At 47.6% G+C, this 25,047-nt stretch carries 20 protein-coding genes, 14 tRNA genes, 1 rRNA gene and 1 pseudogene; 4 read left to right on the top strand and 32 right to left on the bottom strand.

Translation table 11 applies throughout. The features are described from left to right. Positions 1-30: 30 nt before the first annotated feature. The 4 genes from ACFO4U_RS00180 to ACFO4U_RS00165 all read right to left on the bottom strand — a co-directional run bounded on the left by ACFO4U_RS00180 (position 31) and on the right by ACFO4U_RS00165 (position 4,016). A complete protein-coding gene (locus ACFO4U_RS00180) occupies positions 31-522 on the bottom strand; it encodes a hypothetical protein (RefSeq protein WP_215244168.1) in 492 nt (163 codons plus the stop codon). A 62-nt stretch (positions 523-584) separates the two neighbouring features. Beyond that, positions 585-2,360 (bottom strand): SLC13 family permease, encoded by a 1,776-nt coding sequence (locus tag ACFO4U_RS00175; protein WP_215244169.1) that lies wholly within the window; start codon positions 2,358-2,360, stop codon positions 585-587. A 128-nt stretch (positions 2,361-2,488) separates the two neighbouring features. After that, a complete protein-coding gene (locus ACFO4U_RS00170) occupies positions 2,489-2,860 on the bottom strand; it encodes a YlbF family regulator (protein WP_015880924.1) in 372 nt (123 codons plus the stop codon). Between the two features lie 37 nt (positions 2,861-2,897). Next, on the bottom strand, positions 2,898-4,016 hold the full coding sequence (locus ACFO4U_RS00165) for a DUF445 domain-containing protein (RefSeq protein ID WP_230872852.1): 1,119 nt from the start codon (positions 4,014-4,016) through the stop codon (positions 2,898-2,900). A gap of 42 nt (positions 4,017-4,058) precedes the next feature. Here ACFO4U_RS00165 and ACFO4U_RS00160 point away from each other — a divergent pair, with 42 nt between their 5' ends. Both ACFO4U_RS00160 and ACFO4U_RS00155 read left to right on the top strand, forming a co-directional pair. Beyond that, the gene (locus ACFO4U_RS00160; RefSeq protein ID WP_260563767.1) at positions 4,059-4,910 is read left to right on the top strand and encodes a PucR family transcriptional regulator; all 852 of its coding nucleotides are present in this window, start codon (positions 4,059-4,061) and stop codon (positions 4,908-4,910) included. Positions 4,911-5,014: 104 nt separating this feature from the next. Then, entirely contained in the window at positions 5,015-6,112 is a 1,098-nt protein-coding gene (locus ACFO4U_RS00155) for an ABC transporter ATP-binding protein (RefSeq protein WP_159563604.1), read from the top strand. Positions 6,113-6,154: 42 nt separating this feature from the next. Here ACFO4U_RS00155 and ACFO4U_RS00150 read toward each other — a convergent pair whose 3' ends face one another. From ACFO4U_RS00150 to ACFO4U_RS00140, 3 genes are all read right to left on the bottom strand, one after another. Further along, positions 6,155-6,805, bottom strand: coding sequence for an amino acid ABC transporter permease (locus ACFO4U_RS00150; RefSeq protein WP_074037683.1), 651 nt, complete (start codon positions 6,803-6,805; stop codon positions 6,155-6,157). Further along, positions 6,802-7,560, bottom strand: coding sequence for a transporter substrate-binding domain-containing protein (locus ACFO4U_RS00145; RefSeq protein ID WP_196431497.1), 759 nt, complete (start codon positions 7,558-7,560; stop codon positions 6,802-6,804). The genes ACFO4U_RS00150 and ACFO4U_RS00145 overlap by 4 nt, the downstream gene beginning before the upstream one ends. A 126-nt stretch (positions 7,561-7,686) precedes the next feature. Beyond that, positions 7,687-9,414, bottom strand: coding sequence for a phospho-sugar mutase (locus ACFO4U_RS00140; protein ID WP_215244170.1), 1,728 nt, complete (start codon positions 9,412-9,414; stop codon positions 7,687-7,689). 100 nt (positions 9,415-9,514) lie between these two features. Here ACFO4U_RS00140 and ACFO4U_RS00135 point away from each other — a divergent pair, with 100 nt between their 5' ends. Then, the gene (locus ACFO4U_RS00135) at positions 9,515-10,330 is read left to right on the top strand and encodes a sulfurtransferase (protein WP_215244171.1); all 816 of its coding nucleotides are present in this window, start codon (positions 9,515-9,517) and stop codon (positions 10,328-10,330) included. A gap of 13 nt (positions 10,331-10,343) precedes the next feature. Here the strand turns inward: ACFO4U_RS00135 and ACFO4U_RS00130 are convergent, their stop codons facing one another. From ACFO4U_RS00130 to ACFO4U_RS00115, 4 genes are read right to left on the bottom strand one after another with little or no spacing between them, the layout of a single operon-like run. Further along, positions 10,344-12,776 carry a glycogen/starch/alpha-glucan phosphorylase gene (locus tag ACFO4U_RS00130; RefSeq protein ID WP_074037686.1) on the bottom strand — a complete coding sequence of 811 codons (2,433 nt, stop codon included), beginning with the start codon at positions 12,774-12,776 and terminating at the stop codon, positions 10,344-10,346. A 22-nt stretch (positions 12,777-12,798) separates the two neighbouring features. Beyond that, complete coding sequence (glgA, locus tag ACFO4U_RS00125; RefSeq protein ID WP_214691248.1) at positions 12,799-14,232, bottom strand: glycogen synthase GlgA; 1,434 nt, start codon at positions 14,230-14,232, stop codon at positions 12,799-12,801. Between the two features lie 10 nt (positions 14,233-14,242). Next, positions 14,243-15,445 carry a glucose-1-phosphate adenylyltransferase subunit GlgD gene (gene glgD / locus ACFO4U_RS00120; protein WP_236548973.1) on the bottom strand — a complete coding sequence of 401 codons (1,203 nt, stop codon included), beginning with the start codon at positions 15,443-15,445 and terminating at the stop codon, positions 14,243-14,245. Next, the gene (locus ACFO4U_RS00115; protein WP_015880913.1) at positions 15,378-16,532 is read right to left on the bottom strand and encodes a glucose-1-phosphate adenylyltransferase; all 1,155 of its coding nucleotides are present in this window, start codon (positions 16,530-16,532) and stop codon (positions 15,378-15,380) included. The genes glgD and ACFO4U_RS00115 overlap by 68 nt, the downstream gene beginning before the upstream one ends. A gap of 155 nt (positions 16,533-16,687) precedes the next feature. On the opposite strand from ACFO4U_RS00115, the gene ACFO4U_RS00110 reads away from it, so the two are divergent. Next, positions 16,688-18,478, top strand: a complete 1,791-nt coding sequence (locus ACFO4U_RS00110; RefSeq protein WP_215244172.1) for a transglycosylase domain-containing protein — start codon at positions 16,688-16,690, stop codon at positions 18,476-18,478. Positions 18,479-18,518: 40 nt separating this feature from the next. Here ACFO4U_RS00110 and ACFO4U_RS00105 read toward each other — a convergent pair whose 3' ends face one another. The 21 genes and pseudogenes from ACFO4U_RS00105 to rrf all read right to left on the bottom strand — a co-directional run bounded on the left by ACFO4U_RS00105 (position 18,519) and on the right by rrf (position 24,929). Next, the gene (locus ACFO4U_RS00105; RefSeq protein WP_214811547.1) at positions 18,519-19,322 is read right to left on the bottom strand and encodes a hypothetical protein; all 804 of its coding nucleotides are present in this window, start codon (positions 19,320-19,322) and stop codon (positions 18,519-18,521) included. 68 nt (positions 19,323-19,390) lie between these two features. After that, a complete protein-coding gene (locus tag ACFO4U_RS00100) occupies positions 19,391-19,948 on the bottom strand; it encodes a DUF5366 family protein (protein ID WP_074037691.1) in 558 nt (185 codons plus the stop codon). Between the two features lie 227 nt (positions 19,949-20,175). Continuing rightward, on the bottom strand, positions 20,176-20,649 hold the full coding sequence (trmL, locus tag ACFO4U_RS00095) for a tRNA (uridine(34)/cytosine(34)/5-carboxymethylaminomethyluridine(34)-2'-O)-methyltransferase TrmL (protein WP_015880908.1): 474 nt from the start codon (positions 20,647-20,649) through the stop codon (positions 20,176-20,178). Between the two features lie 12 nt (positions 20,650-20,661). Then, positions 20,662-21,102, bottom strand: coding sequence for a methylated-DNA--[protein]-cysteine S-methyltransferase (locus tag ACFO4U_RS00090; RefSeq protein WP_159563596.1), 441 nt, complete (start codon positions 21,100-21,102; stop codon positions 20,662-20,664). Next, complete coding sequence (queG, locus tag ACFO4U_RS00085) at positions 21,083-22,231, bottom strand: tRNA epoxyqueuosine(34) reductase QueG (protein WP_215244173.1); 1,149 nt, start codon at positions 22,229-22,231, stop codon at positions 21,083-21,085. The genes ACFO4U_RS00090 and queG overlap by 20 nt, the downstream gene beginning before the upstream one ends. 67 nt (positions 22,232-22,298) lie before the next feature. Then, positions 22,299-22,369: transfer RNA gene (locus tag ACFO4U_RS00080), tRNA-Gly, on the bottom strand. A 131-nt stretch (positions 22,370-22,500) separates the two neighbouring features. Next, positions 22,501-23,471, bottom strand: a pseudogene (locus ACFO4U_RS00075) (DUF2332 domain-containing protein). A 192-nt stretch (positions 23,472-23,663) separates the two neighbouring features. Then, positions 23,664-23,744, bottom strand: a tRNA-Leu gene (locus ACFO4U_RS00070). 9 nt (positions 23,745-23,753) lie between these two features. Then, positions 23,754-23,827: transfer RNA gene (locus tag ACFO4U_RS00065), tRNA-Cys, on the bottom strand. A gap of 9 nt (positions 23,828-23,836) precedes the next feature. After that, a tRNA-Gly gene (locus ACFO4U_RS00060) sits at positions 23,837-23,911 on the bottom strand. Between the two features lie 4 nt (positions 23,912-23,915). Further along, positions 23,916-23,990, bottom strand: a tRNA-Gln gene (locus ACFO4U_RS00055). 7 nt (positions 23,991-23,997) lie between these two features. After that, positions 23,998-24,073: transfer RNA gene (locus tag ACFO4U_RS00050), tRNA-His, on the bottom strand. A gap of 17 nt (positions 24,074-24,090) precedes the next feature. Beyond that, positions 24,091-24,161, bottom strand: a tRNA-Trp gene (locus ACFO4U_RS00045). A gap of 3 nt (positions 24,162-24,164) precedes the next feature. After that, positions 24,165-24,248: transfer RNA gene (locus tag ACFO4U_RS00040), tRNA-Tyr, on the bottom strand. A 5-nt stretch (positions 24,249-24,253) separates the two neighbouring features. After that, positions 24,254-24,329 (bottom strand) — tRNA-Phe (locus ACFO4U_RS00035). A 31-nt stretch (positions 24,330-24,360) separates the two neighbouring features. After that, a tRNA-Asp gene (locus ACFO4U_RS00030) sits at positions 24,361-24,436 on the bottom strand. Between the two features lie 8 nt (positions 24,437-24,444). After that, a tRNA-Met gene (locus ACFO4U_RS00025) sits at positions 24,445-24,518 on the bottom strand. A 16-nt stretch (positions 24,519-24,534) separates the two neighbouring features. After that, a tRNA-Glu gene (locus tag ACFO4U_RS00020) sits at positions 24,535-24,609 on the bottom strand. Positions 24,610-24,627: 18 nt separating this feature from the next. Then, a tRNA-Ser gene (locus ACFO4U_RS00015) sits at positions 24,628-24,718 on the bottom strand. A gap of 11 nt (positions 24,719-24,729) precedes the next feature. Continuing rightward, positions 24,730-24,804: transfer RNA gene (locus tag ACFO4U_RS00010), tRNA-Asn, on the bottom strand. An 8-nt stretch (positions 24,805-24,812) separates the two neighbouring features. Beyond that, positions 24,813-24,929 (bottom strand): 5S ribosomal RNA (rrf, locus tag ACFO4U_RS00005). Positions 24,930-25,047: the final 118 nt, after the last annotated feature.

The following is a 25,047-nucleotide window of genomic DNA, read 5'->3' as shown; positions in this document are numbered from 1 at the left end:
ACCAGGACAATGATTGTCTTGGTCTACTTTTCATTCACCATATTTTTTATTCCACGCATCCTGCCATTCTTGAAGATCGGGGTGAATATCTTCAAGCGATTCTCCGCTCAAACTATATCCGTTCCCTGAACCTGATCCGTCTGTCACGGGGAATGATGTCCCGCCGATGACCTTTCCATCCACAATCATTACCGAGACAGCAGTCTGTCCTGCGGGAGATTGCTCACCAATCGGGTGATCTTTCACCGTCAAGTTTTCGTAGTAGATGGTCTTACCCACGTATTCATCCGGTGATACCGGTTGTAGTCCCCAAACGTTCCGTTCACGATCCTCTGCCAGTTCCTCTAAGGTCAAGGTACTCGTATGCTCGCCTTCATAAGAGACAATCGGGTACTGTTGTTCCTCGAGATACGCTTCGGCCACCTGCCCGTTCTCCGTCATCTCCGGTTCTGATTCAGTTTCCATCTCTTTCCCACACGCAACAAGAAACAGGCAGAAGAATACAATCATCCATTTTTTCATCATCGTCCCCCCTTTCATCTGCTGATTCCTCTATTTTCGATACTCGTCCCCAAACCTCCTATTCAAAATGGGAAAAGGATGAGAATCATCAGAATTCCTATAATGCCCGTGATGAGTTGCAACGGCACACCGACTTTGACAAAATCCATAAATCGATAGTTACCGATACTAAAGACCATCGCATTTGTCGGAGATCCGAATGGGGTCATAAAAGCGAGTGACGCCGAGATGGCGACCGCAACGACGAATGGAACCGGACTGACAGTCATCGATTCGGCGAGTGCAATCGCTAATGGGACAAACAAAATAGCGGTCGCTGTATTCGAGATGATTTGACTAAGGAGCATGGTCGAGACGAATAAGACGACGAGTACCCATATAGGACCAAAGTCGGCAAACGTCCTTTCAATCCATTCAACGACCCATCCCATGATTCCCGCCTTTTCAAGCGCCGTTCCTACCGGGATCATGGCCGCAATCAAGACGAGCGAGGACCATTGAATAGATTGATAGGCGACGTCCATCTGTCGGACGGCCCCACTCAACACCATCGCTAGCGCAGCCATCCATACGGCAACGGTCGGATCGACCCATTCGAATATGAACATGAGCAACAACATGAGCATGATGATGCCTGCTGCAAGCTGATGACGCCCCGATACGACTCGATTGGCTACCTCGGTCACCCGTTCATTTGATAACAGGTCATGTGTCTCTCTTTCCATCCGCTCTAAATCATCCCATGTCCCCTGTACCATCAACATGTCTCCTTGCTTCAACGGGGTGTCTGTCAATCGCACGTGTGCGATCTCTTCTTGTGGTCGGATGACTTTTAAGACATTGACATGAAATTGATTACGTAACTGACTCTCACCGATACGCTTCCCGATTAATCGACTCACCCCTGGGACCGTGAACAGGAGAACCCCTCCGGTTTGATCATCTACACGGGTGGCCTCAATCGGTTCAAATGGTATCTGTTCTTTTTCAGAAAAGTTCCGAACGTGCCGTTCCTCACCGCTGACAAGTAATTCCCCCGCACGTAGTACGGTGTCTGCATGAGCCGTCTCATGATGGTGCCGTCCATGAACTCGTTCCTTCAAGACTATAACCCCTTCATGAGACCATGAAAGGTCACGTAACTGTTTCCCAATTAACGGATGACTCTTTGCAATCGACATCACATAGACGTTTGGACGCAATGGCTCACTTATCTCCGTCTTCAACCACAGTTTCGCCCCTTCTTGATGGAGTAAGCGATTCCCGATTAGACGGAAATAGATCAATCCAATCACCATCACGACCAGACCAATTGGAAACAATGAAAAGAATCCGAGCGGTTCATCCACGAGGCCGCGGAGTGCTTCTGCCGCAACGAGATTGGGAGGTGTCCCAATCAGTGTCATCGTTCCACCGATGCTTGAAAAAAAGGCGAGTGGCATGAGATAAGAATCCATAGATTGTTGGATTTTTCGTGCCATTACCATCACAACAGGAATGAGCAAAGCGACGGTCCCCGTATTGGACATGACACTCGACAAGAGCGTCACCGTCAACATAAACAGATAGAATAAACGCGTCGCATTCCCTCCCGCGTATGGAACAAGCAAAGAAGCCAACCGTTCCGCCAGACCAGAATGAAACAATCCCGCTCCGACCACGAACAGTCCAGCAATCATCAAGACGACAGGATTGGAGAAACCAGCCATCGCCTCACCTGGGGTCAATTGTTGTGTGAGCACGAGGCAAACAAGTCCAATCAATGCCACTAAATCCGCCCGTAACCATCCTGCTATGAAAAAGAAAATCATCCCTAAAAGGATTATCACCGTGATCATGCTGATTCACCCTTTCGCTATTGTCACAATTTCATTATAACCCACTTTATGTAAGCGCTTACTTAAAGAGTGTGACAATCTCATCAACAAAAAAACGGATGGCTCTAAAGCCATCCGCACATCATTTGTTATTGAACTTCGTTTTCGTTCACCATCGGGGCATAAAGCTCCTCGAGTGGTTTCATGATGATTTTCGTCACTTCTGTAACGAGTTGGTGCATGCGTTGCTCTTCTTGCATGAGCTCCATGATCAATTCGTTCTGTTGAACGTTCATCATTTTCGTTTGCGCATCCATCATTTCCTGCTCAGAGATTTCCTCTCCTTGCATCTGCTTTTGTTGAAGCGTCATTTGGATGTTACGGAAGTCAGCGAACAACTGGTTCGCTTCCGCATCCGCATTGACACGATCGTATAAAGAAGAGAGTGTTGTGAACTCTTCAGAATCGCGAAGTGCTTTCTCCAATTGGTAAGCTTGGTCGTACAAGTTTGTTTGTGACATGTAACGTCCTCCTAAATGCTATTAGGGCATAGAGCCATCACAAGATGGCAATCAACCCTTGAATCAACCCAATCATACCACCTAACAGAGCACCAAGCCATGTTATTGCCCGAAACTCTCGTTTCGAAATCGATAAGACGATCTCTTCAAGGTACGACGTGTCGAGTGATTGGACCTGCTCTTGCACAATCTTATCAATCTTTAATCGGTCCATAATCGTCTCCATTTGGTTCGTGAAGCGCTCAATGACAAGCGTGACACCTTGTGGAACAAGTTCGTCGACAACGCGGGATTCGACGGACTGTGTATACGACGATATCGGACGATCCAATAATTGTCCGATTGGCAAACGAGATACGACTTGGTCTGTGATGCCATCGATGAGTCGTGCTTCAAGTCGATCATCGATCAGTGTATCGACCGTCTTCTCACTGAATCGCTCAAATTCACGCGTAATCATCGTCGTCATTCCGTCACGGGTCGATTGACCACGTAAGATGTTGACGATTTCTGGCCGAACCATCTCGACAAAGTTCATGTTTTGAATGAACCCTGCGATAAATCCGAGACGACGCTGGACGAACGAGTCAACCATGTGACGAAGTTGCGCCTCACCTTCAGGAGAATAGAAATATTCCTCTGATTTGACGAGAAGCGCCTCCACGATTTCAGGAATGACCACTCGTACACGGTCCATCCCTTCTTCTCCAAGTAACTCAAACAGCTTTCGTTCTTTCACTTCAGCCATGACGTTCGATAGCTCGTCACGTAGTTTGTCATCTGCTAGCGTGAGGAATCGTGCCTCTGCGTTCGGATAGAGGGGTTCCAATAGCTCGCGAACCGTCTTATCCGAGCGTAACATCGTCTGAACCTCTTGTTGCGCAAAGTGCGTAATATGCGTCGTCACTTGGTCATCTAGCAATCGCTTCCGCATACCCTCTGGTGTCAATAAATGTTTGACGACCGTCTTCCCTAAACTAGATGCCAGTTCATCTCGACGTTTCGGAATAAGTCCTGGTGTAAAAGGAATCCGGAATGAACCGATGTATTTCGGTTCGTGTGGTCGGAACAACATCTTGATGGCGAGAAAGTTGGTCACGCCCCCGATGGTCGCCCCGATCAATATCATGAGTAAAATCTTTAATAACCCGTCCAAACTGCAAGCCTCCGATCTGAAATATGATACATTGTTGTTGAGGTGATAGTATTGAATACGTTTGATCGTATTAAATCGATTTTTCCGACTGCTGTCCATCGGTCGGAAGATGCATCTGGTGACCTTGATTGGTTCGAGACGCAAGATGGTACCCTATTCGGACTCCCCGCGTTCGAACTGAGCGAACGCGAACAAAAGCTGTTGGCGCTGTGGGCGACGCCAATCCTTCAATCTGATCCCCATCAGCGAAAATGGCAAGCAACCCTTCAAGATGAGACGTTTCGTTTTGAGCAACCGTTTCGGCTCATCTCTCTTTCTCTCCAAGAAGCGGAAGAAGAAGCGTTCGAATCCTTCGTTAGTATCGTCCGTGACTTTATGCCGCATGCCGAGGTCATCTTGATGTCGACACGACATATCGAGCTGATTGAACAAAATCCATTCGTCGATCTTCAGGAGTTTGAGGACGTATTGCGCGCCATTGCGAGTGACTGTTTCATCGAGGCGCATGCGATCTATAGCGAACGTCCGCAAGGCTCGCTCGTCCATGTGTATCGTCAACATCAATTACTCATGCCATACGCACGTATGTCTACTAAAACTTACCCTGCTAGTCAATTATTATACCATTATTTACTACAACAGCAGGACTTAAAAGAGCGGATGTATATCACTGCCCCGTTAATGCAAATGCTCGATTTATCGACAATCGAATTATTAGAGGCGTTGTTTCGTCACTCGTTGAATGTCTCGCATACCGCCAAAGCACTGTTCATGCATCGAAACACGCTAAATTATCGGCTCGATCGTCTATTTGAGACGACGGGTTACGATGCTCGAACGTTCTATGACGCTAGCCTCCTTCAACTCATGGTCATGTTGCACAAATCCGATTAACGGTTTTTGTGCAACTTGTCCATATTCAATGCAAGCGGTTTCATCATATAATCGTTCTTGTAAGCGCTATTATATACACATAGATTCTTTAGGAGGCTAACGACATGGCAGAAATTCGTTTAGAACACATTGATAAAATTTACGATGGTGGCGTAAAAGCCGTCAGCGATTTCAACTTACACATCAAAGACCGTGAGTTCATCGTCTTCGTCGGACCGTCTGGTTGCGGAAAATCGACAACACTTCGTATGATCGCAGGACTTGAAGAGATTTCAAACGGAGACTTTATCATTGACGGGAAACGAATGAACGATGTCGCTCCTAAAGATCGTGATATCGCCATGGTCTTCCAAAACTACGCACTTTATCCGCACATGAGCGTCTACGACAACATGGCGTTCGGGTTGAAGCTCCGTAAGTTCCCAAAAGACGAGATCGATCGTCGCGTAAAAGACGCTGCCCGCATTCTCGGCTTGGAAGAATACCTCGAGCGTAAACCAAAAGCGCTCTCAGGTGGACAACGTCAGCGTGTTGCCATTGGTCGTGCGATTGTCCGTGACGCAAAAGTCTTCTTGATGGATGAGCCACTCTCAAACTTGGATGCGAAACTCCGTGTACAAATGCGTAAAGAGATCATCCAATTGCACAACCGCTTGGATACAACGACGATTTACGTTACCCATGACCAAACGGAAGCGATGACACTCGCTACACGGATCGTCATCTTGAAAGACGGAATCATTCAACAAGTCGGTTCGCCGAAAGAAGTATATGATCATCCAGATAACATCTTCGTCGCCGGCTTCATCGGTTCACCATCGATGAACTTCTTCCGCGGTACACTCGCAGAAGGCAAATTCATCACGAACGGTGAAGAAGTCAACGTACCAGAAGGAAAAATGAAGACGCTTCGTGATCGTGGCTATGTCGGAAAAGAGCTCGTCCTCGGAATTCGTCCGGAATCAATCCACGATGAGCCAATCTACATCGACTCACCAACGACACACACGTTCAAAGCGCACATCGATGTCGCTGAGCTCATGGGTTCTGAGTCTTACCTCTACGCTGAACTCGGTGGACAACAGTTCACAGCCCGCGTTGACGGTCGCTCGAACATCCACATGGGTGACGATGTTGAACTCGCACTCGATATGACAAAAGCACACTTCTTCGACGGAGAGACAGAACAAGTCATCCGTTAAGGTATACAAAAAACCTCGATTCGTCTGAATCGAGGTTTTTTCTTATCGAATCGCGTAACGCCGTTCGAGTTTGTGTTGACCGGCTTGGATCAAGGTCGATAAAATCCAGTAGATCGACGCCGAGAACAAGAGCAACGGCATGACTAAATATGTCGTTGCCGCAATTTGGTCAGACACGTACGTTAACTCCTGAACCGCGATGACCGAACCGAGTGACGTTGACTTGATGATGTCGATGACCGAGTTCGAGACAGGTGGGATGGCACGTGAGAGCGCCTGCGGGAAAATGATGTCTTTGAAGCGTTTCATTTTCGGAATACCGAGCGCGACACTCGCCTCCACTTGTCCTTTGTCGACCGAGTTGATGGCTGCTCGGAAAGCCTCTGAGATATAGGCAGCGAAGTGGAAGCCTAATCCAAAGATGAGCGCCTGCATCCCACTGAGTTGAACGAACCCGGTGAGCCCGACATACAAGATCAGCAACTGAAGTAAGAGCGGTGTTCCACGGAAGAACGAAATGTACGTCCGTGTGAACAACCGTACGATTTTAATCGGACTACTATGAAGTAAAGCGATGATCAGACCGAGCGCCAAGGCGAGAAGAATCGACAGGACACTGGCGATCAACGTGAGCTGGACGGCTTCAAGATAGACCGAGCGGTTATCTATGACGGTCGTGATCAGTTCATTCATTGACTGATATCCTCACCGAAGTACTTCTCACCGATTTCTTTCATCGTGCCGTCTTCTTTCATCTCTGCGAGCGCATCGTTCAACTTGTCTAGCACGTCGCTATCTTGACGTGTCATGAATCCAGCTTCACTTGTATTGAAGATATCACCGACTGCTTTGACGTCATAGCCTGTTTTTTCGAGTTCCGTCAAGATGAAGAGACGGTCGTTGAGGGCCGCGTCCAAACGACCCACTTCGAGGTCTTGAAGGACTTGGTTCGCCCCTTTATAAAACTTGACTTCAGCGCCAGCTTCTTCAGCCATTTGCGCATAGACCGAACCTTGTGTCGATCCGACTACTTTTCCATCGAGGTCGTCAATGCCTTGGATTTCATTGTTGTCTGAACCGACGATGACTTGAGCTCCTGACACAGCGTACGGGTCAGAGAACGCATATTTCTCTTCGCGCTCAGGCGTGATGCTCATTTGGTTAGCAATCATATCGATACGCTCAGCATCGAGTGCTGGGACAAGTCCTTTGAAGTCCATTGCTTCGTATTCCACTTTGTAACCGGCACGTTCTGCCGCTTCGTTCAAGACGTCGATATCATATCCCATCAATTCACCTTTTTCTTTGTACGTGAATGGTGGGTATGTCGCCTCTGTTCCGACCGTGATGACCGCTTCGTCCGCTCCACTGTCTGTTTCGTTACCGCAAGCTGCAAGAAGCCCGACTGAAGCTCCGATTGCGAGTACGCTCGTTAATGTCTTTTTCATAATGATTCCGCCTTTCCTATAATCCTTATATGATTACACGGTTTTAAACAATATCCTCATCATACTGGCGCGATGTCTTCATGTCAAACAAAAAACATCACCCTATTTCTAGAGTGATGTTCCTCATCAATCAATCGCTTTCGCTTGTTTCATAACATCCGCTTCAATCGCTTCACGTTTTGCAGTCGTCTTCTCGGCACGATCCGCATGCACACTGAAATAAAACTTGATTTTCGGCTCGGTTCCAGATGGGCGAAGACAGAACCACGAACCGTCCGCAAAGACGAATTTCAAGACGTTTGATGATGGCAATTCAATCGTTTCCGATTTACCGGACTGTAAGTCGGTCGCCACTTGTTTCTTATAGTCTTCGAAACGAACGACTTCATATCCACCGACTTCTTTTGGCGGATTGGCACGGAACGCTTCCATCATCCGTCCGATTTGCTCGAGACCAGCTTTTCCTTTTAACGTCATCGACTGCAAGGACTCTTCGTAGAATCCATACTTCTCGTAAATCGACTGTAACGCATCATAAAGCGTCCGACCGTGCTGTTTATGATAAGCTGCCATCTCGGCTGCGAGTAAACAAGCCTGAACGGCATCTTTATCACGACAGAAGTCTCCAATCAAATAGCCGTAGCTTTCTTCATACCCAAAGAGGAATTCATATTCGCCTGATTCTTCATATTGTTTGATCTTCTCACCGATGAACTTGAATCCAGTCAACGTGTTTTCGAGATGTACGCCGTACGCTTTTGCAATCGCAGCACCGAGTTCAGACGTGACGATTGTCTTGGCGACAAATCCATTCGAAGGTAACGTACCTGTCTCACTCTTTTGCGACAGGATGTATTCCATTAATAGCGCACCCGTTTGGTTACCGGTCAAGACGAACCATTCCCCGTCCCGTCCGCGCACGGTTAAGCCAACACGGTCTGCATCCGGGTCCGTCGCCATGAGCAAATCAGCCTCGACCCGGTCCCCGTATTCCATCGCTAATTTAAATGCAGCCTTTTCTTCCGGGTTCGGATAACTGACCGTCGGGAACGCACCGTCTGGCTCTGCCTGCTCTTCTACGATGGTCACGTGCTCAAATCCATACGCCTTCAGCCCTTCCATGACCGGACGGCGTCCCGTCCCATGGAGTGGTGAATAGACAATCCGAAGCGGGCTGTCCTGTATGTCATGATGAATCCGAATCGACTGGAGCGCCTCCATATAGGCTTCATCGACTGATGAGTCAACTGTGAGGAGTAGCCCCGTTTGTCGGAGCGCCGCTTCATCTTCAATCTGAATTTTCAGCTCGTCTTCAATCGCATTGACGTACGTCACGAGTTCATCCGCTTCCGCTGGTGGAAGCTGTCCTCCGTCTGCCCCATATACCTTGAATCCGTTATATTCCGGTGGGTTGTGGCTCGCCGTGATCACGATGCCACCGAACGCATTTAAATGACGAACGGCAAACGACAGTTCAGGTGTGGCTCGCAAACTTGGGAACAAATACGTCTTGATTCCGTTTGACGCCAATGTCCGCGCCGCTTCTAATGCAAACTCAGGCGAAAAATGACGTGAGTCATGGGCGATGACGACGCCGTGACGTTTCGCATCTTCCCCTGATGCTGAGATAAAATCAGCAAATCCTTGTGACGCTTTTCGAATCGTATAGACGTTCATCCGGTTCGCACCTGGTCCGATTTCTCCACGCATCCCGCCTGTTCCAAACTCGAGCGTCTTATAAAATGCATCTTCTAATGTGGTTTCATTTTTTGCGAGTTCTTCAAGTTCCGCACGTAAATGCGGCTCGAGCCCTTCGAATTGATTCCAACGGTCATACGTTTGTTGCCATGTCATGATTCATTCCCCTTTCACCCTCAAAAAATTCAATCGAAGTACTCGCCAATTGCTTCCATCTTGTATACGATGAGAGTAACGAAACCTCGAGGTGATATTAATGTTTCCAACAATGCGTGCCCAAGAATTAAAACAAATCGTGCATACGAACTCGATTCGTTTCATCGATTGCCGATATTCGCTAAACGACGCGTCCTATGGTAAATATGTCTACCGAAAGGGACATCTTCCGAACGCTATCTTTCTCGATTTGATGGAAGACTTGTCCGGTCCGCTCGGCGAACACGGCGGACGTCATCCGCTCCCTTCGAAAGAAGCATGGACGGCAACACTTCGTCGCATCGGCTTGAAAAAAGAAGATTTGGTCATCATTTACGATGACGGCTTCCCATTCGCAGCCCGTGCATGGTGGCTCTTCAAATGGGCCGGTCACGAACGGGTCGTTGTGTTAGAAGGCGGTATCCAATCTGGCATCACTTATTGCGGTGAGACCACTACGGACGTTCCACACTATCCGACAAGCGACTATACGCCAGACTTCCAAGACCATATGATTGCGACACTCGATGAAGTGAAAGCTGCTGCGAGCGGCTCGCTCTATGATTCACGAACCGAAGATCGCTTCAACGGGTCACATGAACCAATCGACTCAAAAGCAGGTCATATTCCGAACGCATTGCTCTGCTCCTATGCCGAGGCCATCACAGAACTCGGGACGTTAGAAGACTTCCACGACTTAAAAGAACTGTATAAAGATGTTCTTCCCGTTGAGAACCCCATCTTTTACTGTGGTAGCGGTGTGACCGCCTGCGTCAATATTTTGGCGCTTCACGCTCTCGGAAAAGATGATGTCCGACTCTATCCGGGATCCTATTCCGATTGGATCAGCTATCCAGAAAACGAGGTCCACCCCTAAGGGTGGATCCTTTTTATTTTACGCTCGTCGGTTTGATATTCCAGACCGCGTTCGCATATTCCGTGATGGTACGGTCACTCGAGAAGATTCCTGACTTCGCCGTATTGACGATTGAGCTTTCAGCCCAACGTGATTGGTCACTGAACACCTCATCGACTCGTCGCTGTGCCCGCATATACGAGACAAAGTCTTTCAAGACGAGGAAGTCATCGTTATAGACGAGGAGAGAATCGAAGATGGATTGGAATTGATATTCGCCCACTTTATCGAACGTTCCGTTGACAAGACCATCGACCACGTCTTTGATTTCCTGATGTGCGTGATACATCTCTGCCGCATGATAGCCTCCGAACTTCTTATAGTTCATGACTTCTTGCGGAGATAATCCAAAGATAAAGATGTGATCATCACCGACGGCGTCACGAATTTCGATATTGGCCCCGTCTAACGTTCCAATCGTCAAGGCTCCGTTCATCATGAATTTCATGTTTCCGGTACCGGATGCTTCATAGCTCGCAGTCGAGATTTGTTCGCTCAAGTCAGACCCTGGGAAAATCCGTTCGGCCATGGAGACACGATAGTTTTCAAGGAAGATGACTTTAATGAATTGACTCGCCCGCTTGTCCTTATTGATGAGCGTGGCAAGGGCATTGATATAGCGAATGATCTCTTTCGCATAGTAGTATCCCGGTGCCGCCTTGGCGCCAAAGATAAACGTGCGAGGCACCATCGTAAACGTCGGGTCCGCTTGAATCTTCAAGTAAAGCGCATGGATGTGAAGGGCATTCAGCAATTGTCGCTTATAGGCGTGCAAGCGTTTGACTTGTACGTCAAAGATGGAATGAGGGTCCACTGTCTCTCCCGTTTCTTCTTGAATGTATGCCGCTAAGTCCAATTTGTTTTGTTGCTTCACGTCCATGACTTTTTCTTGGAAGCTCCGGTCTTTCGAAACATCCATCAACTTTTCCAAGTCGTTCGGATGTTCGATCCATGACGGGCCGATTGCTTCCGTAATGGCGTCGGATAATCCCGGGTTCGACTTCAAGAGCCAGCGACGGTGTGTGATCCCGTTCGTCTTGTTGTTGAAGCGAAGCGGGAACATCTCATATAAGTAACGCATCTCGCGCTGTTTTAAAATATCCGTATGAATTTGCGCTACGCCGTTCGTTGAATGAGAACCGACGACAGCGAGATTGGCCATATTGATCTGTTCGTTTGACACAATTGCAATCTCTCCCATATGGGATTCGAGGTGCGGATAGTTGACGAGTACGTCTCGACAGAAACGTCGATTGATTTCTTCGATGATCTGATACACGCGCGGCAGGAGGCGTTGGTACATCTCGACCGGCCATTTCTCAAGCGCTTCTGCGAGTAGCGTATGGTTCGTGAACGACATGACGCTCTTCGTAATCCGCCACGCCTCGTCCCAACCGTATCCATGCTCATCCATCAAGATGCGCATCAATTCAGGAATTGCGACGACCGGATGCGTATCATTGATATGAATCGCGTAATGGTCGCCTAACTGCTTAAGTGATTTATTTCGCTTCAAATAGGAAGCAAGCATCGATTGAATGCCTGCAGATACAAAAAAGTATTGTTGTTTCAAACGTAATACTTTTCCTTCATACGTCGTATCATCTGGATACAAGAATTCCGAAATGGTAGCAATCGACTGTTTATGTTTCAACAAGTCTTTATACGTCCCTTTCGTCTTCTCTAAATACGCCTCGTCGTCAAGTGGTGATTCGGCGTTCCAAAGACGTAATGTATTCACGACATCATTCTTATAACCGATAATCGGCATATCATACGGAACGGCAAGAACAACCTCGTCTGGATGATGGACGACACGCAATCGATCTCCGATTTGTTTCATCTCAATCCAGCCACCGAAATTAATCTCGACCGCTTTATCCTGACGTCTCGTTTCCCACATGTTCCCGTCACGGAGCCAGTTATCCGGCAGCTCGACTTGATAGCCGTCTACAATTTTCTGTTTGAAGAGTCCATAACGATAGCGAATCCCATTTCCATGCCCAGGTAAACTGAGTGCAGCCAACGAATCGAGGAAGCAGGCGGCCAGGCGCCCGAGCCCCCCATTCCCAAGACCCGGCTCTGGTTCCAACTCGGTAATGTCTGTGAAGTCGTATCCGAGATCTTGCAGTCCGTCTCTAACGAGCTCCAATACGTCTAAACTGAGCAAGTTGTTGTATAAGAAGCGACCTAATAAAAATTCTAGCGAGAAATAGATGACTTGCTTACTGTGTTTTTCTTCTTGACGGTCACGCGTGTGAATCCATTTGGGCATGGCCTGCTCGCGTACCATCGTTGCCAATGTTTGATACACTTCCTGCTCTGTCCCATCCTCGATCGACTTCCCGTTCAATGCGATGAACCGTTCTTTAAATGCGTCGACAAAGCTTTGTTTATCTGTGAACATAAATCAAGTTAGCTCCTTCCACTCATGCGAATAAATGATATAACTCACGATATTGCTTGGCGGATTGTTTCCAGCTATAGTCCGCGGTCATCGCCTGATGGACGAGGGCATGCCAGTTTTCTTTTTCATAGAAGACACGAATCGCTTTTTCGATCGTCGCCAACATCTCATGAGCATTGTAGTTCATGAATCCAAAACCGGTCCCTTCTTGCGTGAACTCGTTGTACGGCTTCACGGTATCTCGGAGTCCACCTGTCTCACGCACGATTGGCAAGGTGCCGTATCGCATGGAAATCAATTGACTGAGACCACAAGGCTCAAAACGTGACGGCATTAAAAAGGCATCCGATCCCGCGTAAATCAAGTGGGCGAGTTCGATGTCAAAACCGATATATGACCCGACTTTCCCTGGGTGAGCAGCTGTCATCTCGTGAACGATTCCTTCATATTCCGGTTGTCCCGAACCGAGGAACGCGAACTGGCAAGGAAGCTGTCCAAGTTCTTCACGGACACCGTTGATTAAATCGAGCCCCTTTTGGTCAACGAGTCGGCTGACAAAACCGATGAGCATGACATCGTCTCGCACTTCAAGACCAAGTCGCTCTTGTAATGCCCGCTTGTTGACAACTTTTCCTTCTTTGTAGGTGTCGAGATTATACGTCTCTGCAATCCGTTGGTCCGTATTCGGATCGTTTGTCGCCAAATCAATTCCGTTCAAAATACCACGTACGTCGACCGCACGATGACGCAACGCCCCGTCTAACCCTTCACCGTAATAGGGTTCCATGATTTCGTCGCGATACGACGGGCTGACGGTCGTGATTTGATCGGAATGGACGATGCCGGCTTTCATGTAATTGACGAGACCGTTATGTTGAATTCCTTCGGCCGTGAAATGTTCAGGACCGAACTGTAGCAATTCTCCAAGAATCTCTTCCGGAAAGATTCCTTGGTATTGCAGGTTATGGATGGTATACACGGTGCGAATGCGTTGATACGCTTCAATATGTTGATAATGGATTCGTAAGAAGGCCGGTAAAATACCTGTCTGCCAGTCATGACAATGCAGGACATCGGGTACGTCTTCCATCTTCCCAATCATTTCGAGTACAGCGCGAGAGAAGAAGGCGAATCGTTCAGCATCATCAAAGTGTCCATATAAGACACCGTCACGTTTAAAGTAATACTCGTTGTCGATGAAGTAATACGTGATGCCGTCCCGCTCTAACTTCAAGACTGCCCCGAACTGTTTGCGCCACCCGACCGGAACAATCAGGTCGAATAAATACTCCATCTCGTCCACATACTCTTCAGCGATCGAGCCATATTTCGGCATGACAACACTGACTTCTTCTCCTAGGCCCGCCACCGCTTGAGGGAGCGAACCGACAACGTCGGCCAGCCCCCCCGTTTTCATGAACGGTGCCGCTTCTGAAGCAACATACCAAATTTTCATAAAATCCTCCTCATACCACTGTTCGTTTCGCGATGACAATCGGTTCGTCGATTGTGCCTCGGATGACCTGTCCTCGTTTTACAACAACTTCTTTATCCAAAATCGCGTTTTCAACGACAGCTCCTTCTTCAATGATCGATTTTGATGAAATGATTGAGTTTTTCACGCGTGCGTGTTTACTGACTTCAACACCACGGAAGAGAATACTATTTTGCACCTCGCCATGAATCTTACATCCATTTGCCACGAGCGCCTCGTTTACCTTTGATCCTTTCAAATAACGAGTCGGTGGCTCATGTTTGATTTTCGTGTAGATATGCGGGAAGTCATAAATGATGCCTTCGCCACGGAGTAATCGCATGCTTTCATTATAGTAAGAAAGCACCGAGTGAATGACCTGCATTTTCCCGACATAATGGTACCCGTGCACGTGTAAACGATGAAGCTGGGGACGAATGACGCCATCCAACAGGTCATATTCGCCTTTAGAGGTCGCTTCATCAACGAGACGCATGAAGAGATTCTTCGACATAATGATCGTTTCTGTGTACGTGTACTCATCATCCGGTGAGAATCCGCGCTCAGAGATGCCGACGACGCGGTCATTCTCCCCAAGGCGTATCGGACGGCAATAGCCACATTTCTGTTCATGGGTCGTATAGGCAAGCGTGATGTCCGCGCCCATCGATTTATGATGTGCGAGCATGTCGGTATAATCGATTGTCGTCAAAACGTTCGAACCTGTGATGACCACATACGGCTGCTTGCTGCGAATGAAGTGTTCACGGTGCATCGAGAAGTTGGCCAAGTCGCCAAGATACGCTTCCCCGTCCGGTTTCAACGCTGGTGGGAAGATGTGGAGACCTCCTTGCGAACGGTCCAAATCCCACTCTTTCCCTGAACCGAGATGATCCATCAATGAGCGATACTTATCTAACGTAAAGATCCCGACTTGATTAATATTTTGTGTGATCATATTCGTCAAGGTGAAGTCTATCAGGCGATAGCGTCCTGAGAATGGGACTGATGCCAGATTACGATGTCCAGTAAATTCCGGAAACAGACCTTGTTCCGTTCCTAAGTTAATGACCCCTAATAAATCGTTCGTCAACAGTAACGCCTCCTTGCGTGTCTCTTTACTCGTATCAAACTCTTTGTTTGAAGACGGTTCCACTTTCAATGTTTTCGTGTGGTTCAATAACAACGATTTCACCACCCGGCTCACCTACTGTCGCGCCGTCTTCAATGACTGCACAGCTAGCGACAATGGCTCTGTGAATTGTTACATCCTTCCCGATTCTAGCTCCTGGCATAATCACCGAGTCTTTAACGAGTGAACCTTCTCCAACACGGACATCGTAAAATAGCACTGAATGTTGGACTTCGCCTTCGATATGACACCCTTCGTTAATCACAGACTGTTCGACACAAGCGTCTTTTCCAATATACTGAGGAGTCTGGTTCGGGTTGACCGAATAGATTTTCCACTCCGGGTCATATAAATCGAATGGAGGCTCTTCTTCCAAGAGGTCCATGTTCGCTTCCCAAAGAGACTGGATCGTACCGACGTCTTTCCAATAGCCTTTGAATTTATAAGCGAAGACGTCGAGTCCTTGAAGAAGCGTGTTCGGAATGATATTCTTCCCGAAGTCAAAGCTAGACGTTTCGTCTTCAGCATCTTTAATCAAATGTTCGCGCAAGACGCTCCAGTTGAAGATGTAAATCCCCATCGAAGCCAAGTTGCTCTTCGGTTCTTCTGGCTTCTCTTCGAACTCATTGATACGGAGGTCATCCGCTGTGTTCAAAATTCCGAAACGCGGCGCTTCGTCCCACGGCACTTCCATGACAGAGATGGTCACATCGGCTTGTTTTTCTTTATGGGCTTCGAGCATTTTCTCGTAGTCCATTTTATAGATGTGGTCTCCCGAAAGAATCAACACATAATCTGGATCGTAATCATCGATATAGCTCAAGTTACGATAGATTGCATTGGCCGTCCCCTCGTACCAGTTTTTCCCCGACTGTGCTTGGTAAGGTGGGAGAATGGCTAACCCCCCGTTGCGACGATCTAAATCCCATGCCGTCCCGATTCCTAAGTAACGATTCAATTCAAGTGGCTCATATTGCGTTAATACCCCGACTGTTGTAATTCCCGAGTTCGTGCAGTTTGACAATGGGAAATCGATAATGCGGTACTTTCCGCCGAAATTCACGGCCGGTTTCGCCGTCTTTCGCGTGAGAGGCCCCAATCGCTTTCCTTCTCCTCCCGCAAGGAGCATCGCAACCATTTCTTGCTTCATAAATAATAAGCCTCCTCAAAATCGTGATATACAACCTCTTTTACCCTTTTTCGCCCTTTCCTAAAGTATTCCTTCTCGAATTATTATATGATAACGTTTACATTTTTATTTTTTTGTAAATTGGACGATATAATGTATAGAGAGAGGTGAAATAGATGAGAGCTTGGATTGGAACCTTATTTTTTGCTGGACTTTTGGCTGCTTCCTTGTCACTTGCCACTGCATTGAAAGAAGAGATTGATCAGGCAGATGAAATTCTATCTTGGGGACAAGAGCTGGTATCGGCACAACCACTCTCGTCAATGCATGCCGTCACACTCGCATACAACGGGGGAGAACAGCAAATCTACTTGGCGGGCCGCAGAAATGACGTGTCCCCGAAAGCGTTACCCGAACATATCCAAGATGCGATTACAACCATCGAAGACCGTAAGTTCAATGCTCATCCCGGTTATGATTTGAGCGGGATTGCCCGAGCATTTATCAATAACGCGAACGAGACATCTGTCCAAGGTGGGAGTACAATCACGCAACAGTTGGCACGGAACGTGTACCTCACACATGAACGGACATATGAACGAAAAGTGAAAGAGTTATTGCTTGCTCGAGCACTAGAAAAAAATTATAGCAAGAAAGAAATTTTAACAGCTTATAGCAACGTTATTTTTTTTGGACATAATGTATATGGGATTCAATCGGCAGCCGATACATACTTTTCAAGACCGCTCGACGATCTGAATTGGAATCAACTCGCTTACTTGTTGACAGTACCGAATAATCCGTCACTTTATGATCCGCTCAATCCATCTGATGCTTTTTTTGAGCGTAAGGACCGAATCTTGACGCAACTGTTTGAAGCGGGTGTTCTCTCGAAAAGTGCTTACGATCAGTATCATGGCGTCAAGCTCCAAGCATCGTTTCGCAGTCAAACGATTCAATACCCGGACTATATGGATACAGCCGTCCGTGAAGCGATTCAATTGGTACGGACACGTTACGACTTAGATGATACCGAGGCGAGAGAATATTTGTCCACGCATGAAGCGACGATCGAGACTTACTTATCAACCGGGAAGCAGAAACAAGCAAAACAGGTGATGAGTCAACTCCCTCCCGGTGTGAACGGTGGCTATACGGAACTGACACCTCAAGGGAGAATCGTGGCCATGGTCGACTCTGAGATGACGCAGGTCGGTGAGTTCAACCGAGCGACCCAGGCGTACCGCCAACCAGGTTCCGCAATCAAACCGATCCTCGTTTTCGCCCCATTTATCGAAGAGACAGGAGCGAAACTTGACACGGTACTTGACGGTCGTCCGGCTTGTTACGGTTCTTATTGTCCCGGAAATAGTCACAACCGTGTGTTAGGCGATGTCTTATTGAAAGATGCGGTCGCTTTCTCGTATAACACACCTGCGCTCGCCGCCTTCTCAGCAATCGATCAGGAACGCGTGTATAAGATAGCTGATATGATGTTCAGTCAATGGGATGAACAGGACGAGAACTTAGCGAGTGCCCTTGGCGGTCTCACACAAGGGGTCTCCCCAAAAGAACTCGCCGCCGCCTATACCCCGTTCTTAAATAAAGGCGAGTATACATCCGGACATACAATCAAACAAATCGCATTCAAGTCCGGTGAACCAACGTTGACCCCGATCTTAACGGAAGAGACAGTCTGGTCTCCGGAAACGATTAGTGAGATGAAAAAAGCGTTATCGACCGTCACCTCATACGGTACAGGTCGCTATGCGAATCAGCTGAAACGTGAGTTTGAGTATCTCGGAGGAAAGACCGGAACAACGAACGACAACAAAGATATGTGGTATGTCGGACTGACCGATCGCACCATCACCGCCATCTGGCTCGGTGCCGATACGCCTCGCCCATTCCCGGAACTCGCCAACCGTGCGTATCCGGCGATTGTCTGGACACAGGCACACCAATAAAAGGAGTCAGCCACTGAAAAGTGGACTGACTCCTTTTGCTTTATAATCGACGTTCGATTTGAAGTCGATATGCTCCCCAATGCTCCATTAACTCGTCGTGATTGATTAGTTTCCATGGATTGAAACGGACTTGACCATGTTTATTGAAATAGAGTCCTTGTCGCACACAGTAACTCGCATGGACCAGTTGCCCTTGGTCGCTCCAAAACGTCAGGACGTCATTCGGCCTCAGTGTATCATCCTTCACAGTTTCGTACCTACTTCGCTTTAATGTCTGAAGGAACGTCTCTGGATGAACCCATCGGTGAACGACCTGTTCGTTTCCCGTGACCGCAAACAACGTCGCCGCGAGACAGTTACTTCCATCCTGGATCGGAAACCGATTTGCATAATCCGCAATATGCGAAGCAATCGAGTCATCACAGGGTTCCCCTTCCCAACGATCCCACTCCTTCGCATAGTCGAGCAGGAGAGAATGACGCATCTCGATGTCGAGCTCATTCCAATTTTGCGGATGCAAAACGATGACACACGCGCCATCCTTCTCTATAATCATCTCATTCGATAGACGTTTCATCTGCTCGACTGATATCGGCAAAACAAGACCACGATGGGTCGTCACTTGAAATTCCAATAAACGTGTTTTGACGTGCTCCTGTAACTCCTTCAAAAAGCTAGAGAACGCATGGATGACATAAGTCACGTCTTGACCCATCTGCCACGTCACATACGGATTCGTGATGTCGGGTCTGCGGTAAAGCGGATGATTGAAAAACTCCTGCCTCGGAATCACGAGACAGGAACTCGGTATATCCTCAAGAAACGAAGAATCAATCCAATACAAGGTTTCCTCCGGGACAAATGATAGACACCACGCTTCGATCACATCAGAGGTTGGTCCAAAAGAATGCTTCATAAGATGATATCTCCGACAGAGTTAAACAAGCGAAGGACCGACCAACCTAACCCGCTGACCAACGTCGCCCACATGACAGCCTGCATAAGTAATAAGCCGATGGCACGTGGAACGGACATCGATTGGCTTACTTGCCAGACATAGTAAAAGAGATACATCAAGAGCGTGCCAACGAGCACGGCGATAACGGCGAGCAATGTGTTCAAAAAGAGAAAGCTGATTCCAGACCCGATGAGAAAGATGATGGCACCAGGTTTGAGCCGATGAAGCGACGTGCCATTTGTCTCTCGCGCAAAAAAAGCGAAACCGAGTTGATTGAACGTATCGGCTACCAATTTGAATGCGCTAAACAACATAAAGAAAATCGTAAAGAATACGACGAGCACGAGCACTTTCGTCTCTTGCACGGATAACAGTTCGATAATTTCACTATATACGCCAATTTGATTCAGCCATTGGATTACGTACTCGGAGGTCGCAATCGCAAGTGACATCGAAAACAAAATAATTCCGATGAGTGGGGCATAGCTCAGTAAGTACACATTCGTTTTCATGTTCCTTCTCCAATTTCACAGTAATTTCTTATATTCAGTGCAATTCACCTACCAAGTATATTATACTATTTATAGTTATGGAGAATAAAAGGGGGATTTTTGGATGGGCCTATTATTGATGGTTGGAATCAGCGTCGTCTTCCTCGCAGCGATTTTGACAGCTGGATATAACCGTAAACCTGAGGGTAACGAATAAGAGCCGGGATTCTTACGAATCCGGCTCTTTTTTATTTCAATCCTGCATATCCCTGTTGGCGAAGCGCCTCATATACGATGATGGCTGCTGTATTCGATACGTTCAATGAACGAACGAGGTTCGATTGTGGTAGGCGGATGCAGCGATCCAAATTGTTCTCGATGACTTCCATCGGCAACCCTTTCGTCTCACGACCAAAGACGAAGAAGTAGTCACCGTCTACATCTGAAACGTCTAAATCACTCGGGTATTGTTCCCCGTACTTCGTAATATAAAAGAACTGACCATCCGGATGCTTCTCCCACAGCTCTTCTAACGAGTCATGATAGCGTACATCGACGAATTGCCAATAGTCGAGACCGGCACGCTTTAACATCTTATCATCCGTCGAGAACCCGAGCGGACGAATCAAATGAAGGACCGAATTCGTCGCCGCACACGTACGTGAGACGTTCCCTGTATTTGCTGGTATTTCTGGTTGAAACATTACGACATGAATCGCCATGGTTGATTTCCCTCACTTTTTCATTTCAAATTCTAGAAGGCGTTGTTTCTCAGACAACCCTCCCGCAAAACCGATAAGCTTTCCACTACTTCCAATGACACGATGACACGGAAACAGAATCGGCAATGGATTTCGATTGAGCGCCTGTCCGACGGCGCGAACGGCCTTTGGTCGACCGATTTGTTCGGCAATTTGTTTATATGTGCGTGTCTCGCCATATGGAATGGTCAAGAGCGCATCCCAAACCTCCTGTTGAAACGGTGTTCCGTTCATTTCGACATAGGCACGATCTGCTTCTTGAAATCCTGTCTTCTCGACTCGTGTCATGAGATCTCGCAACCACTCAGGTGCTTCCTCTGTCGGTTCATGTGTTGTGAACTCCAATTCGGTCAACTTACCTGATCCATTTATCTCGTACATTAGCGGTCCCCACTTAGACGACACGATCTTCATGTGCCCACTCCTCTCGATATATGCGAATCTCTTCATGAACCATATCAGACGTTTCATTCCGTTCAATCTCTTCAAATATCGAATCGGCATCAGGTCCAAGAATCGCACCGATTGCCCAAACAGCCGTCGCGCGCATATCTTCGCGTTCATCCTGTTTAATAAATTCCCTTAAGATTGGAATCGCTGAAAGTTCACGGTAGTGCGCGAGCGCTAAAATCGCATTTCGTTGAATCGGTTTCTTCCCGCGCCATGCGCCTGATAAAAGTCCGAACTTTTGTTTGAACTCCCGGTTGCTCAATGTCAGAAGAGGCTCTAAGAGCGGTTTGACAATCTCAGCTTCCGGTAACAATTCTTCATGGTGGCGCCAGTCCTTTTTGCGATTATATGGACAGACTTGCTGACACGTGTCACATCCATATAATCGACCACCAAGTTTCGACCGAAACTCTCGTGGCATCAACGTCTTCATCTGCGTGAGATAGGCGATACAGCGCTTCGCATCGAGGACACCTGGTTCAACAAGGGCCGTCGTCGGACAAGCTGTCATACATTTATCGCAATCCCCACATCCGTCTTCAATTGCTTCATCCGGTGGTAAGTATACATCTAAAATCATTTCGCCCAAATAAAGATAGGATCCTTTCTCAGGAGAGATGATGGAACAGTTTTTCCCACTAAATCCAATCCCCGCACGTTCTGCGACAGCACGGTCGACGAGCTCACCCGTATCGACCATCGAACGCGTTCGCACGTTTGGAACCAATTCTTCAATGTACGCTTGAAGTTTGGCCAATCGATCGCCGACCGCCCGATGGTAATCGAGTCCCCACGAAGCACGAGCAAACAACCCTCGTCTCTCCCCGGCGACACTACGGGGCGCATCTTTTAATTTACTTGGATAGGCGATGGCGATCGCAATGATCGACTGTGCCTCTTCAAGCAGAAGTTCAGGATTTGTGCGTTTCTCTAAATCCGGTTCTTCGAATCCAGAGGCATATCCTTTCTCCTGTTGTCGAATGAGTCGTTGTTTCATGACGATGAACGGATCAGCTGTCGTCACTTTCAACTCATCAATCCCGATGGTTTCGGCATACGCTAAGATTTGTTGTTTTAATGTGTACGGGTCCATTCCGTTCACCTCCTCTATATATTTTCGCATACAAAAAATCTCTCCGCCACTCGGCAGAGAGATATGAAGCGGGTGAAGAGAATCGAACTCTCGTCATCAGCTTGGAAGGCTGAGGTTTTACCATTAAACTACACCCGCATGAAATATTGTTGTCGTTCAAGCGACTATAGTTAATATACATCTATACTATTAATCTGTCAACAGGTATTCGTAAGTTTTTCTAAATTCAATGAAATCAATATGTTAATATATCTTAATCATTCAAAAGATCATGGATGAAACAAAGAATCGAGTGGCGTCAGGATTTGAAATTGACGGCCGTGCCCCTCTGTTTCTGCAAACGTAAACGCTGTAAGTTGACCGTCCTGATACAATTCTACATGAAGGAAACGATCTTGGATATTGTTATAGATATGGAAGACGTCTCGTGTTTGTCCAATTCGCTCGACTTGCTTCAAAAGTTCTTCTTTGACGGGACGTGACATCTGATTTGCAACGTGTGTATGGAAGATACATAACGTCTCTGTCTCCGACACACGCGATACGAGATCTTGTAGCATCGTCACACCATCCCCTTCAATGAGCGTCACCATATTAAAATTGATTTCATTCATGGCAGCCTGAAGCAGTTGCCGTCGTGTCTCATGCTCTGACCAGATTAACGCATTCAACCATGACCGCTCTGCTTGATCTGTCAAGTCCACAATGTTCAAATCGACACCAATACGCGTTCCGATGTCTAATAGCGTCTTAGCCTCGAGATGGAATGATTCGTTCGATTCGACGGTCGCTGAGATGTTTACTGATGAGATGCTTATCGGGTTGATTGGGACGCCATTATACTCATAAGCGTACTGGTCAACAAATATTTGAAGCCCTGCACTCGTTCCGATTTCGAGCAGTGCGAGTGATTGCTTCGTCTGTTGTTGAATCTTCGAAAATATCGGATACAAGTAGGCGCATCGTTGAACCTCGTTCGTTTGCACACGACGGGTTCTCAATCGATGACGGATCTCACTTTCGTATGTATGGCAAAAAGCTAAAAAGAGGGAAATACATCTTCAGCTTGTTTTGGATATTTTGTCACGCTAGGATAATAGGTGGCCAACTCATCAGCAGAGTGTTGAATTACCAGTTCATGAACAGATGCAAACAATAGATTTGGAGCAGGTTGTCCCTTTGGTATGTCTTCACACAAAGATAAGAGCCATTCATGCTGAGCCACTTCTCGAGCTAGCACTTCGTATAAGCGACTAGAACCCACACATTCGTTGTCAGCAAATCGGATGAACCGATTCGATTGTTCTGTATATTGAATATCATCCACCTCGTTTCTTCTTGTTAAAACATTCGAGCTGAATGAATGTCCTTCCTTCTCAAAAAAGGATAGAGAACAGAAAAAAGACCCTAACCTCAGTTAGAGTCATACGGATACCGGTGGTCGGAGTCGAACCGACACTCCAGAGGAACACGATTTTGAGTCGTGCGCGTCTACCAATTCCGCCACACCGGCATATTATGTTGGAGGCGCCAGTCGGAATCGAACCGACGATAAAGGAGTTGCAGTCCTCTGCCTTACCACTTGGCTATGGCGCCAAAAGTCATTGGAGCGGAAGACGGGATTCGAACCCGCGACCCCGACCTTGGCAAGGTCGTATTCTACCACTGAACTACTTCCGCAAAATGGCTGGGCTGGAAGGGATCGAACCTTCGCATGTCGGAATCAAAATCCGATGCCTTACCACTTGGCTACAGCCCAATAATAATGGGGCGACTGAAGGGAATTGAACCCTCGAATGCCGGAATCACAATCCGGTGCGTTAACCACTTCGCCACAATCGCCATGATGAAATTAAAAACAGGGGCAGCAGGAATCGAACCCGCGCTGACGGTTTTGGAGACCGTAGTTCTACCGCTAAACTATGCCCCTAAGTGGTGGGGGGGGGCGGATTCGAACCGCCGAACCCGAGGGAGCGGATTTACAGTCCGCCGCGTTTAGCCACTTCGCTACCCCCCCACATATGGTGGCTTTGGACGGAATCGAACCGCCGACACAAGGATTTTCAGTCCTTTGCTCTACCAACTGAGCTACAAAGCCATATGTAGTATGATTGATTTTAAAATAAAAATGGCGGTCTCGACGGGATTCGAACCCGCGATCTTCTGCGTGACAGGCAGACATGTTAACCCCTACACCACGAGACCGGACTTAATTGCGGGGGCCGGATTTGAACCGACGACCTTCGGGTTATGAGCCCGACGAGCTACCAGACTGCTCCACCCCGCGACGATATAAAATTAAATGGTGACCCGTACGGGATTCGAACCCGTGTTACCGCCGTGAAAGGGCGGTGTCTTAACCGCTTGACCAACGGGCCATTACATATTTGAAAAACTGGCGGAGAGCAAGGGATTCGAACCCTTGAGACGGTTTTGCCGCCTACACGAATTCCAATCGTGCTCCTTCGGCCACTCGGACAGCTCTCCAAAAGAGAAAGTGGCTCCGCAAGTAGGATTTGAACCTACGACCTACCGGTTAACAGCCGGTTGCTCTACCACTGAGCTATTGCGGAACGATCTTGCCTGGCAACGTCCTATCCTCACAGGGGGAGATCCCCCAACTACTTTCGGCGCTGAGACGCTTAACTTCCGTGTTCGGCATGGGAACGGGTGTGGCCGTCTCGCTATCGCCACCAGACAAGTATTATATTAACATTATTTATCGATAATGTCAACATATTTTAGAGAGATTGTTCTCTCAAAACTGAGGATTCATCAACACAAACCATTAGACTAGATCAAAGCCTCGACCGATT

The sequence above is a fragment of the Exiguobacterium profundum genome, from assembly GCF_042652865.1.
GTDB classification, from domain to species: domain Bacteria; phylum Bacillota; class Bacilli; order Exiguobacteriales; family Exiguobacteriaceae; genus Exiguobacterium; species Exiguobacterium profundum.
Note: the sequence above shows the minus strand (reverse complement) of the source record. Positions and strands in the feature narration are given on the sequence as shown.

Bases quoted from the DNA above. Each gene is read 5' to 3' on its own strand.
- ACFO4U_RS00180 (WP_215244168.1), bottom strand. From the start codon at position 522: ATGAAAAAATGGATGATTGTATTCTTCTGCCTGTTTCTTGTTGCGTGT.
- ACFO4U_RS00175 (WP_215244169.1), bottom strand. From the start codon at position 2,360: ATGATCACGGTGATAATCCTTTTAGGGATGATTTTCTTTTTCATAGCA.
- ACFO4U_RS00170 (WP_015880924.1), bottom strand. From the start codon at position 2,860: ATGTCACAAACAAACTTGTACGACCAAGCTTACCAATTGGAGAAAGCA.
- ACFO4U_RS00155 (WP_159563604.1), top strand. From the start codon at position 5,015: ATGGCAGAAATTCGTTTAGAACACATTGATAAAATTTACGATGGTGGC.
- ACFO4U_RS00150 (WP_074037683.1), bottom strand. From the start codon at position 6,805: ATGAATGAACTGATCACGACCGTCATAGATAACCGCTCGGTCTATCTT.
- ACFO4U_RS00145 (WP_196431497.1), bottom strand. From the start codon at position 7,560: ATGAAAAAGACATTAACGAGCGTACTCGCAATCGGAGCTTCAGTCGGG.
- ACFO4U_RS00140 (WP_215244170.1), bottom strand. From the start codon at position 9,414: ATGACATGGCAACAAACGTATGACCGTTGGAATCAATTCGAAGGGCTC.
- ACFO4U_RS00135 (WP_215244171.1), top strand. From the start codon at position 9,515: ATGTTTCCAACAATGCGTGCCCAAGAATTAAAACAAATCGTGCATACG.
- ACFO4U_RS00130 (WP_074037686.1), bottom strand. From the start codon at position 12,776: ATGTTCACAGATAAACAAAGCTTTGTCGACGCATTTAAAGAACGGTTC.
- glgA (WP_214691248.1), bottom strand. From the start codon at position 14,232: ATGAAAATTTGGTATGTTGCTTCAGAAGCGGCACCGTTCATGAAAACG.
- ACFO4U_RS00115 (WP_015880913.1), bottom strand. From the start codon at position 16,532: ATGAAGCAAGAAATGGTTGCGATGCTCCTTGCGGGAGGAGAAGGAAAG.
- ACFO4U_RS00110 (WP_215244172.1), top strand. From the start codon at position 16,688: ATGAGAGCTTGGATTGGAACCTTATTTTTTGCTGGACTTTTGGCTGCT.
- ACFO4U_RS00100 (WP_074037691.1), bottom strand. From the start codon at position 19,948: ATGAAAACGAATGTGTACTTACTGAGCTATGCCCCACTCATCGGAATT.
- trmL (WP_015880908.1), bottom strand. From the start codon at position 20,649: ATGGCGATTCATGTCGTAATGTTTCAACCAGAAATACCAGCAAATACA.
- ACFO4U_RS00090 (WP_159563596.1), bottom strand. From the start codon at position 21,102: ATGAAGATCGTGTCGTCTAAGTGGGGACCGCTAATGTACGAGATAAAT.
- queG (WP_215244173.1), bottom strand. From the start codon at position 22,231: ATGGACCCGTACACATTAAAACAACAAATCTTAGCGTATGCCGAAACC.